An 18,579-nucleotide genomic window follows, 5' to 3' on the forward strand; every position below is an offset into this window, starting at 1 on the left:
CAGGATGACAATATGCATCAGGATGATGCGGAATTTTCGTTTTCGGTCAGGCATGTGATGCAACCTCCTCTACTTTCAGCACCTTCATTTTCACCAGCAGGTCGGGCCGCTTCTTGTGCAGCAGCAGCACCATGCCGGCGGTCATCGCCCCTTCAAGGATCCCCAGCGGCAGCTGGGTAGGCACAAAGGCAAGGGCAATCTTGCTAAACAGGGGGAAGAGCGGGTCGCTCCCCCGAATTCCCGTAGCAAGTTCCAGCGATGTGGTCAGGTAGGTGGCCCAGTCAGTGAGCAGCCCGGCACAGAATCCTGCCAGACCGAGTCCGGCCCCCATGGAACGGAGCCCCCGGAAGGCGCCGTAGCCGACGAAAGAGCCAACCACCCCCATGGAGACGATATCCGCGCCGAGCGTGGAAAGGCCGCCGTGGGCCATGACCAGCGCCTGGATCAACAGCGCCACGGTCGAAATCAGCACACTGACCAACGGGCCGAGCAGCACCGCGGAGATGGCAGTGCCGCAGGGGTGCGAGCAGGTACCGGCAGTCGGTACCGGAATCGGCATACAGGAGATGATGAACACCACCGCCGCCAGGAGCCCCACCAGCGGCTTCAGCGACAGATCATCGCGGGAAAGGCTGTTCAGCCGCCTGAGCCCCAGTACCACAAACGGCGCGGCAACCACGAACCAGCCAGCGGCCCAGCCAAGCGGCAGGATTCCCTCGCTGATGTGCATGGCGTGAGCCGGAGCAGCATAGAGCACGAACAACAGCACAAAAAGTCTGATCATTGCTGCAATGCTCCGAATTCCCGGCAGCTGGCCACAAAGTTTACCGCCATTTCCGGACAGCTGCCGAAATGGAGGTGGATATAGGAGGCCAGGCAGTTGCCGATCCGGTATCCCTCGGCGCCAAGATCGGTCTTCCCCTTGCGCACCGCGTAGATCCGCTCAATCTCCTGCGGCATGGCCGAGATCTCCGAATAGTGGAATTCGTGCCCCCTGGCCACCACCCCCTGGCCACCAAGAATGCTGTTACCGCAAAGCTCCACCTCGCGGTAACCGAGCGCCTTTCGTCTGGGGAGCATCCGGGTGACAACCGGGAAGATCCCGACGAAACTATGGGCAACCGTTTCCTGCTCCGGGGAATCGGCAACCCCGGCGGTGAGATAGATGAAACCGCCGCATTCGGCATAAACCGGCATGCCGTCGTTGATGGCACCGGCTATTGAGCTTTTCACCGCTTCATTACCCGCTAATTTTTCGGCGTAAAGTTCGGGATAACCGCCAGGGAGGTAGACCCCGGTGACCCCAGCCGGAAGGCCGGTGTCGCGAAGCGGCGAAAACGGGATCAACTCGGCGCCCGCTTCGCTCAGGAGCCGGAGGTTCTCTTCATAGACAAAGCAGAAAGCCTCGTCCCGAGCAACAGCGATCTTTACTGCCGGAGCAGATTCTTCGGCCGACACCGATGGGACTGGCGGGTCATCAGGCCTCCCCTCGGCAATTGCCCAGAGAGCGGCCATATCGACATGCTCGCGAATCGTTGCTGCCAGATAATCCAGATAGGTAGGGGAGAGCGGATTGTCTTCCGCCGTGACCAGTCCCAGATGGCGGGAGGGGATGGCAAGGCGGCTGTCGGCCGGGATGCAGCCGAGAATCGCCGGTGGCGAGTCGAGCGAGGCCACGGCCTCGGCCAGAATATCAGCATGACTGTCGCTGGAGACCTGGTTGAAAATAATCCCGGCAATGGTGATATCAGGATCAAACTCGGTGAACCCTTTGAGCAGTGCGGCCACGCTTCGGGCCTGGCCGCGGGCATCTACCACCAGGATGACCGGCGCATTGAGCAGCTCGGCCACCTGGGCGGTGCTCCCTACCGCCGAAACCCCGCCGAAGCCGTCGAACAGACCCATGACCCCTTCGATAACGGCGATATTGGCACCCTTGGTGTACCGGAAAAAACTCTCCCTGACACCCTCACTGCCGCAGATCCAGCCATCAAGGTTGATCGATGGCCGGCGGGTGACCATCCGGTGGTAACCGGGATCGATAAAATCAGGCCCTACCTTGAACGGCGCAACGATAAGCTCGTTTCGTCTCAGTACCTCCATGATACCCAGGGTAATGGTGGTCTTTCCTGATCCGCTGTGGGGGGCGGCAATGACAAATGCCTTCATACGGTCTCCCTTCCATCACCCGTTTAACAGTTTTACCACCCTGTTGCCGTCTTCGTAGCAATCGATGATGTTGACGCAGCTGTAGTTCTGCTCGATATTGAACAGGCTGGACAGCGGTGCGCCGATGGCATTGAGCAACACCACCCGGTTTGCCCCGCCATGGGCCACCACCAGGACATTTTCCCCGCGATGATTTGCCGTTATCCGGTCAATAGCAGGCATGATCCGGCCTTCCAGGTCCAGCAGGTTTTCGCCGCCGGGAACCCGGTAATTGACGATATCTGCCAAGCGGCTCTGCCACTCGTGCGGCCACCGCTCCTGGATCTCGGCCCAAGTCATCCCTTCCCAGATACCGATGTTCAGCTCGCGCAGTGCCGGGTCCAAGACAGGCTCAATGCCGAGATGTTCACCAATGATCCCTGCCCCGATCCGGCAGCGCTGCAGATCACTGCTGTAACAGGCCGTTATCCGGGCATCTGTGAGCCGCGGCTTCAATGCATGGTACTGCGCCACCCCGTGCTCACTCAGAGAGACGTCGACATGGCCATTATACCGTGGCGCACCAGCCCCCTCGACTTCGCCGTGCCGGATGAGATAAATGCGTGTTTTTGCCGTCATAACAGTCCTTTTATATTCTACCGCAAAAAACAGGGATCAGAATCAGCGCGGTAATTTCGTTCAGTTCGCTGACAAAGCCGATGATATCGCCGGTAACCCCGTCAAGCCGTTGCTCAAAGTATCTTCGGCAGCCAAAGGTACAGAGTGACAGTACCAGGAGCAGAGCCAGCCATGATGGCCCCAGCAGCGCGCATCCTGCCACCCCGGTCAACAGCAGGGCTGCCATGAGCTGCAACGGGCCGACCCCGTTGACAAAGGCTGCGCCGAGCCCTTCGGTCCGGGCAGTCCGGGCGCCGACGGCAGTAACAACCTGGGCACAGCGGGCCGCCATGGGGAAAAGCAGCAGGGTCTGCCATTTGAGTGCGGGGCTCAACGCATGAATCGCCTGGTATTTCAGACCGATACCCAGGATAAGACCCACGACTCCCACCGCTCCGACCCGCGAGTCCTTCATCACGGCCAGGAATCGCTCCTTCGGCCCCCTGGCGGCAAACCCGTCACAGACATCGGCCAGGCCATCGAGATGCAACGCCCCGGTAATCAGGGACAACAGCGTCACCAGCAGCAGGTCGCCCACCTCAGCTGCCACTCGTCCGGCAAACAAGAAATCGACACCGGCCAGCATCCCGCCCAAGGCAAGCCCGACCAGCGGGAACAGGGCCATGGAACGCCCGAGATCGCGCTCTTCGCACCGCACCTGGAACGGCAGCGGAACAATGGTCAGAAACTGGAAGGCAATGACGAATAGTCTCATGTTAATTTTGGCCCAGCCTCACAATTCAAGAGTTGAGATGATCCCAAGGCGCCGAGAAAGAAGCTCCGCGTCCATTGCAGTACGATGAGGATTCTGATGACGAGGCGACACCGGTAGCGCTCAAGTATTGGATTGGGTCACGCCGGCCTCTTCAAAGCTGGCCATTTCTTTAAGTATCTTTACGCCCGCCTCGATCAGCCCCATAGCCAGGGCTGCGCCGGTCCCTTCGCCGAGCCGCATCTTCAGATCGAGGATCGGCTCCAGCTTCATCCGTTCCAGCATGACCCGGTGGCCGATTTCGACCGAATGATGAGCAGCAAAGAGGTATTGCCCGACATCCGGGTTCAATTCGCAGGCGATCAACGCTCCGGCTGTCGAGATAAAGCCGTCTACCACCACCGGCAGACGACAGGCAGCGCCGCCGAGTACCAGCCCGGCAATGCCGGCAATCTCCAGACCGCCAACCTTGGCCAGTACATCCAATGGGTCGGCAACATCGGGAGCGTTCACTTTCAGTCCGCGCTCAATAGCCGACACTTTCCGGTCGAGGGCTGCATCGTCAATGCCGGTGCCGCGGTGAGTCAGCTCGCGGGGCGAAATCCCGGAAAATGCCGCTATTATGGCCGATGACGGTGTGGTGTTGCCGATACCCATCTCGCCGGTGGCAATCATGGCTGCCCCTTCTTCTTTGGCCGAGCGCGCCAGCTCGATGCCAACCTCAATGGCAGCTATGGCCTCAGCCCTGGTCATTGCCGGGCCGATACTGAGGTTTTTCGTGCCAGGGGCAATTTTTCTGATGATCAGCCCCGGCTGCGGGGCAAAATCGTAATCGACGCCGATGTCGACAACACGAACCTCGGCCCCGGCGTGACGGGCCAGGACATTAACACCCGCACCGCCCCGCAGGAAATTCAGCACCATCTGCGGCGTTACCTCCTTCGGGAAGGCCGAAACACCCTCCTCGACAACGCCATGGTCGCCAGCAAAGGTAAAGATGATCTTTTTCCCAGTCTCCGGCGCCAGACTGCCGGTTATGGCAACAACTCGACGGGCAAAATCTTCGAGACGGCCGAGAGAGCCGAGAGGCTTGGTTTTATTGTCCAGCTTTGCCTGGGCGGCATCCAGCAACTCGTCATCAAGCGGCTTGATCTCCGCGAGTGTTTTGGTCAGCAGGTCCATAGATATCTTTATCTCCTTTTTCAACCTTTGAGTTTCAGAGGGATTCCGGCGATCGCAACGTACACTTCATCGGCAGCTGCAGCGATCAGCTGGTTGGCCTCGCCGGCCAGGTCCCGAAACGATCGGGCCAGGGCGTTTTCCGGCACGATCCCCATGCCGACCTCGCTGGAAACAAGCACCAGGGGGGATTTGAGCGAAGCAAAGGCCGAGGTGAGGCGTGTCACTTCGGCAAGCGCCGGCTCCGGGCTGTGGTGTTGCAATAACAGGTTGGTCAGCCAGAGCGTGAGGCAATCGACCAGCATTGCCTGAAAATAACCGTCATGCCCGGTAATGACCCCGCACAGGTCAAGCGGCTCTTCTAGAGTCTGCCACTCCGGGCCGCGCCGCTGTTGATGCCGGGCGATCCGCGCCGCCATCTCGGCATCACCGGCTGCGGCCGTGGCGATGTAACCAAGCGGAGTGCCGAAGCCCTCGGTCAGCTGCTCAGCCAGTCGGCTCTTGCCACTGCGGCTACCGCCTGTTACCAATATTACTTTTGCCATAAAATAAAACCCCGCCTCCTGAAATGGAGACGGGGTCATGATTAAATCGGCGCCGGTCCCTCTCCCACGAAGGTTCCTGAATTGCCAATCGGGCAGGTCTCCTGACTCTCGGATCATCCTACTGGCCGCGCCTTCCCAAGAAATCCCAGTGGCACACAGCGGCTTTCGTCACCGATTACAGTTGCGGGGCAGCGAGGGATTTTCACCCTCTTCCCTATTATCGCCTGCGGAAAACAGGCGCACCTGATTGGTATGATATTTAATTTTCAGTCTTTTCTAGCAGACCGCCCAATGAAAGTCAAACTGATTGTGGGGTGTTGACCAGCGGTTCGAGCGCACCCCAGATCCCGTCGATCCCTTCCCGGGAAAGCGCTGAGAAGAACAGAAATTCGGACTCCTGGACTTGCATGGTCTTGGATATTATCTGGGCCTGGCGTTTCCGCTCGTTCTTGGAGACCTTGTCGCACTTGGTGATTACCATTATCGGCGGAATGTCGTGGGCACGGAGCAGGTCGAGCATCTGGATATCCTCCTGGCTCGGCACCCGGCGCACGTCCAGGATCAGCACCACCCCGCGCAGAGTCTCGCGCTTCGAGAGGTACGCCGTCATCATCGGCCCCCACTGCTTCTTGACATCCAGCGGCACCTTTGCAAAGCCGTAACCGGGGAGGTCAACCAGCATGAAGGAATCGCTGTTTACCGAAAAAAAATTTATCAACTGGGTCCGGCCCGGAGTGTTGCTGGTCCTTACCAGGTTCTTGCGATTGACCAGCAGGTTGATCAGCGATGACTTGCCGACGTTGGATCGGCCCACAAAGGCAACCTCCGGCAACTCCGCCGGCGGATACTGGTCGGGCTTTACCGCACTCTTGATGAACTCAACATTTTTGATATGCACGTTTATCCTCTTCCAGTGCCTGGCTAATGCGGAGATTAAATAAACCCAAAGAGTTGCCGATTTAAATTAAACGGGTATAAATTATATGCGTGGTACAGGCCATCTATTTAGCGAAACGGAGCATGTTTATCATGAACAAGGAACTGGAACAGGCAATAATGGCTGCCGGCGACCTGCCAACTATACCTGTAGTTGCCATGAAAGTCATGCAACTTCTGGAGAGCGAAAACGCGACTGCGGATGAACTTGCCAAAATTGTCGCTTCAGACCCGGCAGTGGCGGCACGAGTTCTGAAAATATCCAATTCCTCATTTTACGGCTGTCAACGTCAGATCCAGAGCCTTTCCATGGCCATTGTCATCCTCGGCTTTACCACTCTGAAAAGCCTGGTTGTTGCAGCATCGGTAAAGCAGGTGTACAAGCCGTTCGGACTGACAGAACAGATGCTCTGGGAGCATTCCTTCGGCGCCGGCCTTGCGGCACGCATTATTGCCTCAAAAACCAGGCTGGCCAACGAAGAAGAGGCGTTCCTTGCCGGCCTGTTCCACGATATCGGTAAAACCATCATGAACTCTCTGGACCGGGACAAGTTCCAACTGGTCATGCAGAAGTGCTACAATGACGGCATCCCGTTCGATGCGGCAGAAAAGAGCATCTATCCGTTCTCTCATGACGAGGTAGGAGCCTATGTCATCAAGAAATGGAACTTTCCTGATGCGCTCTTTACTACCATAATGCAACACCACAAGCTGGAGTTCACGCCGGCCGATGATGATTATCTGATCAAACTGACAGCGGTCGTCAATCTCGCGGATCAGTTCTGTAGGAAGCTAGGCATCGGCACCAGAGACCCGGAGGAAACGCTGCTACCAGCGCAAAGCAAGGCAGCAGAACTTGCCAACCTCTCAGAAGTGCAGATTGCCGAGTTGCTTGATACTTTCAGCGAAGCTTATGAAAAGGATCGGCAGGCCTTTGCCTAGAAGCTAATCGTCGTGTTTGAGGAGCTTGGGGCCATCGCCGCCGTTCTCGTCCCCTGCCAGCAAATCCTCAATGTCGGCAAGCCGTCGCGCCCGGGAAGAGATATCCACACTGTCCTTGCCCGGTTTTTTCGGCAGCTGCCTGACAGCCCGCCGCTCCTGCCCGGTCCGGCCGCGCTCCCCGCTTACAGGCCTGATACCCAGAATGCCACTTATCGGATCATCTCTTTCAGGCATACTCTCCTCCAGTAAAGAACAACATCCTTTTTCAAAACAATAGCAGCTTTTCCCAATGCATCTCTGAAAAAAACTGCTATAATTATATAGCAAAAAATGGGATCGAGGAAAAGCGATGGCAACTACTTCTGACAATGGGACTTCACTCTTTTTGGCCATTCTGCCGACTGCTGAAACTCAGCAGGCACAAAGGGCTTCTCTTGCCAACAATCAGCTCATAGCCGGCGTTCGCATGCTCCAGAAAAGCCGTCCGGACGAAGCCATCAAATTTTTCAAGAAAGCGGTGGCACTGGACTCCTCAAACGTGGATGCTTACACCTACTTGGGCAACACCTATCTCTCACAAAAGAAGAACAAGGAAGCCATTGACACCTACAAGAAACTCGTAGCGATGAAGCCATTCGACAAGGACGCGGCAGTAAATCTAGGCAACGCTTATGCCCAAGACAAAAAGTACGCAGACGCTGAGAAATCTTACAAGAAAGCGGTCTCGATCAGCCCTAATGATAAGCTGGCTCATTACAGTCTGGGGCAGACATATTTATTGCAAAATAAGCTGAAAGACGCGGAAACCGAATTCCTTAAGGTAAGCCGGATAGCCCCGCGCGACGCCAACGGCTTCTATGCACTGGGCCAGACCTATAATAAAATGGGGAAATTCGATGCAGCAATAACAAACCTTAAGCAGGCACTCAGCCTGAAACACGAAAATTTTACTTTGGCCGAAACTGAATTGGGATATGCCTATGCAGGCAAAGGGGATGACTATAACCTGGAACGGCAGATTACCAAGCTAAAAAAAATTGATTCTACTGCGGCCCTCGAACTTCAGGCTGCCACTCTGAAACCCAAATTTACTAATGTCAGCGCCGGCTCTTATGACCCCTTTCTACCAACATTGGGGCCAAACACTACACTTGAGATGTTGACCGCGACCGATCCCAAGCACACCCTGTCCCAAGCCAATGCGTCAAAAACCTTTACCATGGACTTTCAGTTCAACAGTGATATGGATCCAGTTTCTGTGCAAAGCCTTGCGAACTGGCAGATCAGAAAAGCAAACGGCGGAGCAGCCGGATACTACAATTACGGCTATACCCCGAACCCGCAAAAAGAAGCCAATCTGCCGATAATAAAGAGTGTTGCCTACAACGTAACAAGCCGGCTGGCCACCGTAACATTTTCCCTGAAACAAAATGCCGACGTGAGCGCGGTTATCGATCCGTCGCACCTTGTTTTCAAGTTCTCAGGCAAAAATATTGACGGCAAGGCAATGGATAGCACTGGAGATGAGTTTGACGGATTTGCCGGGAAACCGTTCTGAATAAAATACCCCGCAGCTAGCTGCGGGGTATTTTCTCAGTAATTTGATTCTCTCATCGAAGCAAGCTTCGGGGAATAGTAGCGAAGGAGTAACAACACCCTATTCAGGAAACGGCATCCTTATTAGTGCTCCTATAATAAGTACTTTTAATCAACTCTTCATCTTTAAGCCCCAGATTCAGACGCTCGTTACATTCACGCAAACCTTCCATGACGCATCGCTCAAGTTCGTCATCCTGCATAGTCGTCATGTTGAGTCGCAGATCCTGACGGTCACCCAGACTTAGTAAATAGTCTTCTTCATCAACGATGAAACCATGCTCAACAGCGTAGTCATACATTTTAGAACCCGGCTGTGGCAAAAGATACCCACCTGAGGGATATATCTGACATTTTACACAACAATCGAAAGTTTTTTTAATCGTTTCAGGTGTCTCTTCCGGGAAGCCAAAGACAAGGCTTGTATAGACGGCAAGCCCTGCTTTATGAAAGAGTTCTGTTTGACGCTCAAACTGTTCTACCTTCATATGCTTATTCATTGATTTAAGAATGTGCTCATCTGCGGATTCAAGAGAATAAGAAGCTGAAATACAACCGGCTTCCTTCATTCTATTAATAATTGCGATATCATCCTCGCTATCAAACAAGTCTCCCCTGCATGAAACTCCCCAGATGACTGGAAGCTTCTTTTCGATCATTGTGTCCGCCAGCTCAATTGCCCGCTTCTTGTTAAACAATGTCAACTCATCACTGAAACCAACAAAGTTAATATTGTATTGCTGAACCAGTTGTTCAATTTCTTCGCAAATTGAAGCCACTGACCGATACCGATAAGGATAACTCTTGAATGCGTGATAGCAAAACGTACAATTTGCAATACATCCACGAGCAGTATTAATTGGCAACATTCGAATTTTTTCGCGTGGGATCGGGAGACCTTCGCTTAGCTGAAGTTTACTATTATTAATATATAATTCGATGTCAAAAATTGAAAAATCAATAAAAGGGATTTCTGAAATATCTGCTATCAATGCGCGCGGTGGAGTTGTAATTAAGCGAGACCCTTGCTTCAGGCAAATCCCGGGAACCTCCCCAAGATCGCCATTGTTTTTGATATGCGTCAGCAAATCAACTATAGTTACATCACCCTCTCCAATTACAGCAATGTCTACTTCGGTTTTGGAAAGCAATGTTTCAGTAATTGATGAAGCGACAGTATTCCCGACAATTATCTTGATATTTGGATGATAGCCTCTCAATTTTGCGGCAAGCTCCTTGACCATTTTATACCCTGTCACGATGCATCCCATACATACGACATCGTAGCTTTTTCGGGAAATCAAGGCGTCAAGCTCTACATCCTCATACCTGTAGGCATCAATATCAACCAGATCAAAATCAAAACCTGCGTTTTTTATGGCTGTTACAATGTAACCAAGGCCAACGGGGAAAATCATAAGTGGCGATTTGGGACGTAATGAAAGATTGAGCACCAGGATATTCATTAATTAACACTCCTTGAGGCTATGACAATTGACTGATATCTTAAATATTAGAGGGGCATTAAGCAGCGTTTGACGACTTGTTTCATCCATCTCTCTGGCAGAGAAAGAACATCTTAAAAAATAGGTATCTTTAATAGAAACGTATTTTATCATTGCCAGCAATGCGGGTGAACTATCGCCTAAAGAAATGCGCATGAATTTGTCTGCATCGCCGACCTCAAGCACCCCCTCAGTCATGCCCAGTGCATGCTTGGCAGATACAAGGAAAGAGGCATGCTCTCCGTGGTTGATACTTTGCCCACCGACTGAAAATGTTTCCATCTCACGGCCACCATTATGGGTCCTGAAAAAAAGCGTCGATTTGTCAAAAGCCTCAGGGTTCAGCGTAATATGCCCCAAGCGTAAAGAACCAACCGGCAAGGAGTTCCAGTGCAATTCATATATATACTCAATGGTGTTGACTTCGGCATAAACTCTAATCTGTTTCTTTAGATCGCCTAACGATGTCTGCATCACAAATGAAACTGACGCGGCTTTAGAATTCTTGTCCCACTTGATCACCGGGTCGATCTTTTCAAGGTCAGTCAATTTTGGTTTCCCAGGGCTCTCAAATATAAGATGACCACTATAGAAATCCGCCCCCAGAGTAATATCATCATAATACCCATGAGGCAAAGTGCCACACAACTTCTCTCCTGTCTCTCCCTTTGTCCACAAACCATCGATTACCAGCCCCCGGCGCTTGTTGAGGACAACCATCAGGTGTCTAGTTTCGACTTTAAGAAGACGCCCTTCACTTGACACCAGGACATCATCCGGGAACTGATCCGTCTCCAGCGGCTGAATCTCTTTAATTTCGCACGTCTGACAATATCTGTTCTCCGCTGATTTCAGCCGGAGCTGATATTCAGACCAACGTTTTTCCGTTATATGCGTCCTGAAATCACTGCTCCATAAATAGCAAAGCTCTCGCCATGCTTCTGGATCACGGTTTACGCCATGCTTCAGCGACTTATAGATTTTCTTGCAGCTGCTGTTTATTCCAAGATCGTCCCTGCCAGTTACTGCCCAACGGGTAATATTATACTTTTCCTGTTTTTTCACTGGAACAGGTATAGCAGCTGTTTCAAGAGCCAATTCATTGCCTGCATCCGGCATATCCATGAACTTCAATGAATCCGACGGAGAAATAATGATGAATCGTTCATCATCTTTCAGCCTTTTAAAGAGGCGCTCAATCCTCTTCCACTCACTCTCAGCCCCCAATTGAGCCTCTGTATGATATCGCCCAGGTCTGAAATCGAAAATTTCCACATCATTACCGTAGAGCGGGAAGAAACGAATCGCCGGGGCTTGATGCGAAGCGATATAGCCGAGATACTCCTCAAGCTCTTTTTCACCATGAGAGTAATGCTGAAACTTCTGAAAAAAAATCGAATTGTTCCAGATAACAGGGATTTTTCTTCCTTGTTGATCCACAGCAAATTGTGGGTGGTATCTCCATTCCGATTGCCATTCGCGATTGGTCAGGGCTGGATTATTCCACTCCATAACCATTGCCTTGTATCCAGCGTCAAGATAATGAGCGATCATACCAGATGAAAAAGCCTGTTCGTTTACCAGAACAACCTGGGGGATAGTATTTATAATCTCACTATAGCGCCGGTTACCAATAGCAAAATTGGCGGCATTAGCCTCAGCAGGCATCAGAGGCCCTATTGACTGACAGTAGCCACTTGCAATGAACTCACAGACACCGGAAGAAATGAGCGTCTTGATATCTTCAATCCATATGGGGTCATATTCCCGGATTTCTTCAAGAGTATACGCGCTGGCCTCAATGCCACATCTGAACCCGAGCTTCGCAATGATGTCCAGCAAGGGACGATAACACTTTTCCACAACCTTTGCCCGATCCTCTACTTCAATAGAGGAGTAGGCGAGATTAAGATGAAAACAGGTATACAGATTAAGGCGTTGTAGAGTCATTATATCTATTCAGACCTCTGTCTAAAGTTTATGCCGTGCCTGCTAGCCGAGAGAGCTGCCTCCAGCAGCCAACCACCCGCCATCGGCATAGATAGTCTGGCCATGGATATACTTGGCTGCCGATGATGCCAGAAATACTGCTATCCAGGAAATATCATCTGGCGTAGCAGCATAGCCAGCCGGGATGAGACGCAGGAAACTCGTGCGAATAGCATCATCCTTAAAGATGTCATCTGTCATTTTGGTTCTGATCCGGCCAGGGCCGATACAGTTGACATTGATTCCCGATTTAGCCCATTCCACTGCCAATGATTTGGTAAGCTGCTTGATTGCGCCCCGGCTGGCGGCATAGGGCGCTATATTCGGAATTCCTATCTCGGCTGTTAGTGACGAAATAGTGATTATTTTACCTTCTCCCCTCGGCAGCATCACTTTGCCCGCAGCCTGACAACATAAAAAAGTGCCTGTTAAATTGACCCGTAATATCTGCTCCCATTCAGCTAAACTGAAATCAAGCGCTGGCTTACGCAGCTGTATACCAGCTGCAGTTACCAGTATGTCGATTGAACCAAACTTGGCAACTGCACTTGCAATCACACCATCCACTTGAGCCGGATCGGTTACGTCTGCAGGAGCAATCAGAACTCTTGAATCACAACCACTCCCTAGAGAAGCGTAAGTATCAGCAAGTCGTTCAACTGACAGTGACGTAAGCACTAAATTCGCGCCGGCAGCCAACATGGCCCGTGCTATTGCTGCGCCAATATCACCGCCAGCCCCGGTTATAACTGCGGTCTTTTTATCTAAAGAGAAAATATCGGGGAAAGCCATTACTGTAGTTCTCTTTTCTTATCCCTGGCAGTGCGAACCCCACCATGCCGATTTAGTCCAGCCACCATCAACAACGATCTGCTGACCGTTGATATGTCGGGCTTCGCTAGAGACCAGATAGGCGATCAGTGACGCGACATCATCTGTCTCACCAATCCTGGCAGTCGGCGTCCGACCAGTCATGCCCGTCTCCACATCCGGACTTTGTTCAAGAAACCAGGATGTTCTTGGTGTCCTGATCGGGCCAGGGGCAACTGCATTTACCGTAATGCCGAATCTTCCCCACTCCACAGCCAATGCCCTGGTAATCCCTTCAACTCCCGATTTAGCGGCATTGTAGGCAAGCCGGTTCGGGTAGGTTGCCACATTATGGAAGCTGGTCATATTAACTATTCTTCCGTAGTTATTCCTGAGCATCGGCGCAGCAAATGTTTTGCAACTGAGAAAAGCTCCGTCCAGATCTGTATCAAGAACCATTCGCCAATCGGCAAAACTCAAATCCTCAGATTTCCCTGCAGCAGCCGGCGCAGCTGCGCAGGTCACAAGGATGTCGATTCTGCCCATTCGCTGCAGAATCGCCTCACGAGTCGAAATCAGCGACTGCTCGTCTCTGACATCACAGAGATGATAACTGGCTGTAACGCCATCAGGATCGAGCTGACGTGCTACCGCGGCCACATTTTGCTCTGACATTGCCAACAAATTAACCTGGGCATGAAGCCGGTGCAGATATCCGGCCACCGCAGCGCCAATGCCACTACCTGCGCCAGTCACGACCGCTACCTTGCCATTGAGATCAATCATTGCAAATTCCCCTTTATTGAACCACACACTACAAGCACCGGGGTGCCTAATGACACTCACTTGAAATTCGGTGAATACCCGCTACGAAAGATATCTCCTAAAATACTCAGACCTTTTCCCAGGAAGGTTTCTTTGCCAGATAAGCCCAAACGTAGGCAACTTTTACATGCGGCTCACCAACTACTGGATGATACCCCATCGGAATGGTACTGAATGTTCTATCCTTTACCAACCAGGCCTCGTCCACAGCGGTATTGTCAGCCCATACTCCTCGGCCAAGCTGAACAGCACTCTGACTGCCTCCCTCCAGTAGGTGAAAAAATACTTCTTCAAAGTCAGGTTCTAGATTCAACTCAAACGGATGCGGCAAGCTGGACCATGTTCCAGCACCAGCATGAACTGTGATACCAAGTCTAAGCGTTGGAGCCGGACCTCCGGGTTTAAGGAAATGATAGACATCACGTTGCCAGTTGGATTCCCCGACTACTATATGATATGCGTCTTTTGCCAGAATCTCTGTAGTCCCGCTTTTAGAATGGCAGACTACCCGGGAGATGGTTCCACCTTCCAGATATACTTCGGCTTTTTCTTGTTCGCTGGCAAACAACAACTGGTTGTTGCCACCGCTCACCTGAAGGGTTTGCAGGCGGTTGGCATTACTCCACTGATAGAACATAGTGTCTCTCCTTGAGATTAGTCATGGCGCTGGCCAGTGCTGTTTCTTGCTGGAAACCAGTACCAATTGAAAATTTTCTACCAATACAGTCTACTGCTCCAGGATTGATTAAGGCCAGGACGGCAGCAAACAATGATGAATTCTTATAAGCAAAAAAGTCGTGCCACATTTCAAGATCGAGTTGTTTTCCAAGAGCCAGCATAATGGCCCCGCCGATGAAATCTGCACCCCGTGTCGGCGTACTGGCAGAACTGTCCCATCCCCCGGAAAGTCTCGGGGTCAATTCGATTATATAAGGGCCGCGCTCGGTCAACATGATATCAGCTTTAAGAATATGACCGCCTCGCTGGGTGTGCATGCCGATGGCCAAACCGGCCTGATAGACCATTTTCACTACCTGTTGCAATGTTTCATAGTCGTGAAGTGCAGGATTTAGATGACCGATCTCGACGGCCCAGGAGGTATCATCATACAATCCCTCTTCATGCAGACATGAAAAACGTGAAAAATCGTTTCTGAAAAGACGGTCCACCCAGTTAAGGAAATACATCTTGCCATCATACCAGACAGTCTCCAATGACTGTTCGGCGATCTCATTCTTTACCGGTTCAAGCTTTTCCTCGACAATAACAAGTCCGCTGGTGCCAGCGGCAAGAGAAGCATCGAATAGTTCCGCCGTGACCTCATCAGGATCTTTAACCACAGCAAATCCGCGACTCCCCGAATTATTAGTTGCCTTCAGCACGCCGCTTCCGCCAAAACTGTGTAACAATTGCCGGGCAGCATCCAAATTACTGGCCACGGCACTGGCGGGCTGTGGCAATCCGGCTTCAGCGAGTATGGCCCTGGTCTTCTGTTTATAGCGGCAGACATTGGCAATCTCTGGAGATAGAGCATTGAGCTGCAGTGAGCTGCCGACAATAGCAACTGTTTCATGGCAATCTGCGGCTGCGGTCAGAACAGCCTCTATCCTGAATTTACGCGCTAAACCCGGCGCTGCTTGCAGATTCCCCGATATGTCAAAGGTGTCGAGGGCCACCACTTCATCTGCGAAACGAGCACAATGACAGTCCGGTGATCTATCTGTAATGATTAATCGATAACCGAGAGATTTGATCTTTTTTGCAGCCGGTTCCTGCATCTGTCCGCCGGCAAAAAGCCAGATGGCCTTATCTCTGTTCATAATTTTATGCAACTCCCGTTTGATTGAGTAATGCAGCACAGATTCTGCGAGTGCCGACTCCGTCGGTCACCATTGCGGCCTTGTTTGCCATAACCTCGCGGGAAGCCAAATCATTCCAAAGCGATTCCAAGTTATTGCGCAAAAACTCCACTGTCAGATTTTTATAATTGCCAAGCAACCTCATGAATCCCAACTTCTCCAGGCCATCGGCATCATCTTCGTCATGGGAGAAATTGTTGATAACAACCGTCGGCACTCCCATGCTGGCAAGCTCATAGATGGTTATTCCGAGGGCTGTTATGGCAAGAGCAGCATCCTCCATAATAGGCGCCATGTTTTCGATGTTTTCCCTGATGGCAAAAACATTGTCATATTCATCGTTAATTTTTCTGACCTCATCCTTACAGCGACAGTTGTGACCTAGGACAATCTCGACCGGATTATCCCGCGCCACACCCCGGAGTGCCTGCATTATCATAATGGTTAAACTGTTCGGATCCGCTCCACCCATGGTCACAAGAATCTTCCGGCGCTTTTCGTAAGGAATCAATCCAGAGGCCTGCCGACTGGTAAACTCCTTCGGGAGCACAACGAAATCAGCCCCTCCAAGAAGTGCCCCCTGGTACCCAGACCAACCCAAAGCTAAAAAGTCATAGTGGGCAACAGGGAATACGTTAATATCAGCCAACAGGCGTGCCGGCCCCTTGCACACCACAACAGCTACCCGTATACCAAGCCCTTTGTAAAGGCTGACTTCGTTTTTCTCTATCTCAGGAGCGTCAATAACACAGGTAACGATCTGTTCAACCGGAATTGCATCCAGAACTCCGCCAAGGCATTCCGGAGAATACTCCTGGTAGGTGAGGGCGTTGAATCCCCTGCTACGAATCAGTTCTTCACTGGCGACATTCCGGTTGACAAGAAATACCACTTCCCGGTTGAAATCGTCCCGCATGGTGGCTGCCAGGGTTAACATCCGGGACAGGTGCCCCATACCTACTCTGGCGTCACCGCAGGTTCTGATAAGTATCATGACCGGCTCATCATGCCTGCACCGGCTTTTGAGCATATATGATCATTTCTCTCCCTATTTCATGCCGCGACATCAACTCATACAGTTCCAGACGAAACGGCTGAAGCTCTGCAGATGACAAAGCAATGTCAAGTCGCTTGCGCTTGCCGTGACATTCCCTGCCAAGCTGATCATTCCCGACATAATTGTCACCCATCAACAGAAACAGCTCCATCGGAAACATAGCAGTCTTGTGAATAACCGTAAAACCGGTCGCCTGTAACAGATTTTCCATGTCAGCAAACGTAAAGTAGTTGATATGATGCGGTGGAGCCAACCAATAGGGACGATACTCTTGCTGCCTGCGCAAGACTTTTTGCAAGGGATTGTAGTCGTTCGGGACAACTACACATAGAATACCTCCCGGATTAAGCAACCTCTCTGCAATAGCGCAGATTTCAGAAGGGTTCGGAATATGTTCCAGCACCTCTGACATATGAATAACATTGAAGTTCTTGCCGTTCAGTTCTTTTTCTGCCTGCTGGAGAAAAAGATTATGGACCTCACAGCCGATCGATTGTGCATGTGCGGATGCCTGGCGCGAAGGCTCCACACCAACCCCCTTCCAACCCCTTTCGCTCCCTCGCTGCAAAAAGAATCCAGGGCCACAGCCAATATCGAGAATTGTTCGTTCAGCTTCCCCAATTCGGCTTTCCAGGTAGGTATAGCGATCATCAAAAATGGTTCGCCACCATTCAATATCCTCTTTTTGGCGTTCGATAAATAGCGGCTTTTCTACGGTATAGTATTCCTCGCCATAGATCTTGTTCAGCTCTTCCTCGGTCGGAAGCGGGGTAATGTGGATATACCCGCATTGCTCGCACTTGATAACGTCAAATGAGTTGCTCCGATCAAGAATTTCTCCGCTATGGTTACTGCAATCAATGGTCATAGTTCAGCTCCGATGATTATCTAATTAACTGATCAACTTGAAGTAAAGCACCTGGGTAGCCCCAAAATCATATTTCTTGGCTAATTTGTCGTATGCCGATTTGTAGGGTTCAGAGACATTTTTTTCGTAAGCATTGGCGCCAAAAGAGCTTTGCGCTATGCACTCGAAACCCTCATCTTCAAATATAGTGAGCAATGCCTTTCGCGAAAACAGGTTTAAATGCTCCACTACAATATAATGAGCAAAAACGTCCCCGAGAAGGATTGCCAAATCATTGAAATGTGGCGTTTGAACTAGTACCTCTCCCCCATTCTTTAATAACGATTTAATTTGCCTGACAGTGTCTTTCGGATAAGGTACATGCTCTATCACATCCCAAAGAGTTACCAGACTAAACTTCTTCTCCGACAAATCCTCAATAGAGGCAGTACAGTTAAAACCATTCCGTATGGCATCGGAAATCATGTCGGCGCCGACATCATAACCGTAAAGCTTTTCTTTGGAGATGCCGTTATTCGACAAGAATTCCAGGAAAACGCCGTTAGCACATCCATAATCCAGAATATCGCCTTGTTCTGCAACTTTGCTCAGATCACAACGCGCATCGGCTAAAGAATAAGAGTATTCATTGTAAACATTCGGCTTGTATTCATCGGAATACCGGAGCTTGTGATTAACACCGGTGTCAATTTTATCCGCAAGTTCCATTTCGGTATAGTTGGAGTTGTAGTATTCTGTAAGCTCATTCTCTGTTGGATAAGGAGCAATATGAGCGCTGCCGCAATGACTGCATTGAATCCATTCCGAACTAAACGGGCCCCGCGTTTTTCTCAGGAGAAAAACTCCGTCATTTGCCCCGCATATACGACATTGATTCTTCATGATTGTCACCGTTCCAGATTTTTTCGTAACATTCGATAGGTACGTTTC

The 18,579-nt window shown here is 51.2% G+C and carries 19 protein-coding genes and 1 riboswitch; of the genes, 2 read left to right on the forward strand and 17 right to left on the reverse strand.

Going from position 1 to position 18,579, the window contains the following annotated elements:
* Positions 1 to 46 precede the first annotated feature (46 nt).
* The 7 genes from KI809_RS06265 to yihA form a co-directional block, all read right to left on the reverse strand.
* Positions 47 to 784: an energy-coupling factor ABC transporter permease gene (locus tag KI809_RS06265; RefSeq protein WP_214170684.1), complete on the reverse strand. Its 738-nt coding sequence runs from the start codon at positions 782 to 784 to the stop codon at positions 47 to 49.
* Positions 781 to 2,169: a cobyrinic acid a,c-diamide synthase CobB gene (locus KI809_RS06270; RefSeq protein ID WP_214170685.1), complete on the reverse strand. Its 1,389-nt coding sequence runs from the start codon at positions 2,167 to 2,169 to the stop codon at positions 781 to 783. Before KI809_RS06270 ends, KI809_RS06265 begins: the two co-directional genes overlap by 4 nt.
* A gap of 15 nt (positions 2,170 to 2,184) precedes the next feature.
* Positions 2,185 to 2,787 (reverse strand): alpha-ribazole phosphatase, encoded by a 603-nt coding sequence (gene cobC / locus KI809_RS06275; RefSeq protein WP_214170686.1) that lies wholly within the window; start codon positions 2,785 to 2,787, stop codon positions 2,185 to 2,187.
* 10 nt (positions 2,788 to 2,797) lie between these two features.
* Positions 2,798 to 3,541 carry an adenosylcobinamide-GDP ribazoletransferase gene (gene cobS / locus KI809_RS06280; RefSeq protein ID WP_214170687.1) on the reverse strand — a complete coding sequence of 248 codons (744 nt, stop codon included), beginning with the start codon at positions 3,539 to 3,541 and terminating at the stop codon, positions 2,798 to 2,800.
* A 120-nt stretch (positions 3,542 to 3,661) separates the two neighbouring features.
* Positions 3,662 to 4,720, reverse strand: coding sequence for a nicotinate-nucleotide--dimethylbenzimidazole phosphoribosyltransferase (gene cobT / locus KI809_RS06285; protein ID WP_214170688.1), 1,059 nt, complete (start codon positions 4,718 to 4,720; stop codon positions 3,662 to 3,664).
* A 20-nt stretch (positions 4,721 to 4,740) separates the two neighbouring features.
* Complete coding sequence (gene cobU / locus KI809_RS06290) at positions 4,741 to 5,262, reverse strand: bifunctional adenosylcobinamide kinase/adenosylcobinamide-phosphate guanylyltransferase (protein WP_214170689.1); 522 nt, start codon at positions 5,260 to 5,262, stop codon at positions 4,741 to 4,743.
* 74 nt (positions 5,263 to 5,336) lie between these two features.
* A riboswitch (cobalamin riboswitch) is annotated at positions 5,337 to 5,524 on the reverse strand.
* A 36-nt stretch (positions 5,525 to 5,560) separates the two neighbouring features.
* Positions 5,561 to 6,160, reverse strand: a complete 600-nt coding sequence (yihA, locus tag KI809_RS06295) for a ribosome biogenesis GTP-binding protein YihA/YsxC (protein WP_214170690.1) — start codon at positions 6,158 to 6,160, stop codon at positions 5,561 to 5,563.
* Between the two features lie 131 nt (positions 6,161 to 6,291).
* On the opposite strand from yihA, the gene KI809_RS06300 reads away from it, so the two are divergent.
* Positions 6,292 to 7,140, forward strand: coding sequence for an HDOD domain-containing protein (locus tag KI809_RS06300; RefSeq protein ID WP_214170691.1), 849 nt, complete (start codon positions 6,292 to 6,294; stop codon positions 7,138 to 7,140).
* A gap of 3 nt (positions 7,141 to 7,143) precedes the next feature.
* Here KI809_RS06300 and KI809_RS06305 read toward each other — a convergent pair whose 3' ends face one another.
* On the reverse strand, positions 7,144 to 7,374 hold the full coding sequence (locus KI809_RS06305) for a hypothetical protein (RefSeq protein ID WP_214170692.1): 231 nt from the start codon (positions 7,372 to 7,374) through the stop codon (positions 7,144 to 7,146).
* A 115-nt stretch (positions 7,375 to 7,489) separates the two neighbouring features.
* On the opposite strand from KI809_RS06305, the gene KI809_RS06310 reads away from it, so the two are divergent.
* Positions 7,490 to 8,698, forward strand: coding sequence for a tetratricopeptide repeat protein (locus tag KI809_RS06310; protein WP_214170693.1), 1,209 nt, complete (start codon positions 7,490 to 7,492; stop codon positions 8,696 to 8,698).
* Positions 8,699 to 8,801: 103 nt separating this feature from the next.
* Here the strand turns inward: KI809_RS06310 and KI809_RS06315 are convergent, their stop codons facing one another.
* The 9 genes from KI809_RS06315 to KI809_RS06355 form a co-directional block, all read right to left on the reverse strand.
* Positions 8,802 to 10,202 carry a B12-binding domain-containing radical SAM protein gene (locus KI809_RS06315; RefSeq protein WP_214170694.1) on the reverse strand — a complete coding sequence of 467 codons (1,401 nt, stop codon included), beginning with the start codon at positions 10,200 to 10,202 and terminating at the stop codon, positions 8,802 to 8,804.
* Positions 10,203 to 10,205: 3 nt separating this feature from the next.
* The gene (locus KI809_RS06320; protein WP_214170695.1) at positions 10,206 to 12,191 is read right to left on the reverse strand and encodes a glycoside hydrolase family 57; all 1,986 of its coding nucleotides are present in this window, start codon (positions 12,189 to 12,191) and stop codon (positions 10,206 to 10,208) included.
* A 42-nt stretch (positions 12,192 to 12,233) separates the two neighbouring features.
* Positions 12,234 to 13,022 (reverse strand): SDR family NAD(P)-dependent oxidoreductase, encoded by a 789-nt coding sequence (locus KI809_RS06325; protein WP_214170696.1) that lies wholly within the window; start codon positions 13,020 to 13,022, stop codon positions 12,234 to 12,236.
* 18 nt (positions 13,023 to 13,040) lie between these two features.
* Complete coding sequence (locus KI809_RS06330) at positions 13,041 to 13,826, reverse strand: SDR family NAD(P)-dependent oxidoreductase (RefSeq protein ID WP_214170697.1); 786 nt, start codon at positions 13,824 to 13,826, stop codon at positions 13,041 to 13,043.
* Positions 13,827 to 13,932: 106 nt separating this feature from the next.
* Entirely contained in the window at positions 13,933 to 14,502 is a 570-nt protein-coding gene (locus KI809_RS06335; RefSeq protein ID WP_214170698.1) for a 5-deoxy-glucuronate isomerase, read from the reverse strand.
* Positions 14,483 to 15,685, reverse strand: coding sequence for an ATP-grasp domain-containing protein (locus KI809_RS06340; RefSeq protein ID WP_214170699.1), 1,203 nt, complete (start codon positions 15,683 to 15,685; stop codon positions 14,483 to 14,485). Before KI809_RS06340 ends, KI809_RS06335 begins: the two co-directional genes overlap by 20 nt.
* Before the next feature lie 4 nt (positions 15,686 to 15,689).
* On the reverse strand, positions 15,690 to 16,718 hold the full coding sequence (locus KI809_RS06345; RefSeq protein ID WP_214170700.1) for a PseG/SpsG family protein: 1,029 nt from the start codon (positions 16,716 to 16,718) through the stop codon (positions 15,690 to 15,692).
* Between the two features lie 10 nt (positions 16,719 to 16,728).
* Positions 16,729 to 17,649 carry a class I SAM-dependent methyltransferase gene (locus KI809_RS06350; RefSeq protein WP_214170701.1) on the reverse strand — a complete coding sequence of 307 codons (921 nt, stop codon included), beginning with the start codon at positions 17,647 to 17,649 and terminating at the stop codon, positions 16,729 to 16,731.
* A 24-nt stretch (positions 17,650 to 17,673) separates the two neighbouring features.
* The gene (locus KI809_RS06355; RefSeq protein ID WP_214170702.1) at positions 17,674 to 18,531 is read right to left on the reverse strand and encodes a class I SAM-dependent methyltransferase; all 858 of its coding nucleotides are present in this window, start codon (positions 18,529 to 18,531) and stop codon (positions 17,674 to 17,676) included.
* Positions 18,532 to 18,579: the final 48 nt, after the last annotated feature.

The organism is Geoanaerobacter pelophilus, assembly GCF_018476885.1.
GTDB classification, from domain to species: Bacteria; Desulfobacterota; Desulfuromonadia; order Geobacterales; family DSM-12255; genus Geoanaerobacter; species Geoanaerobacter pelophilus.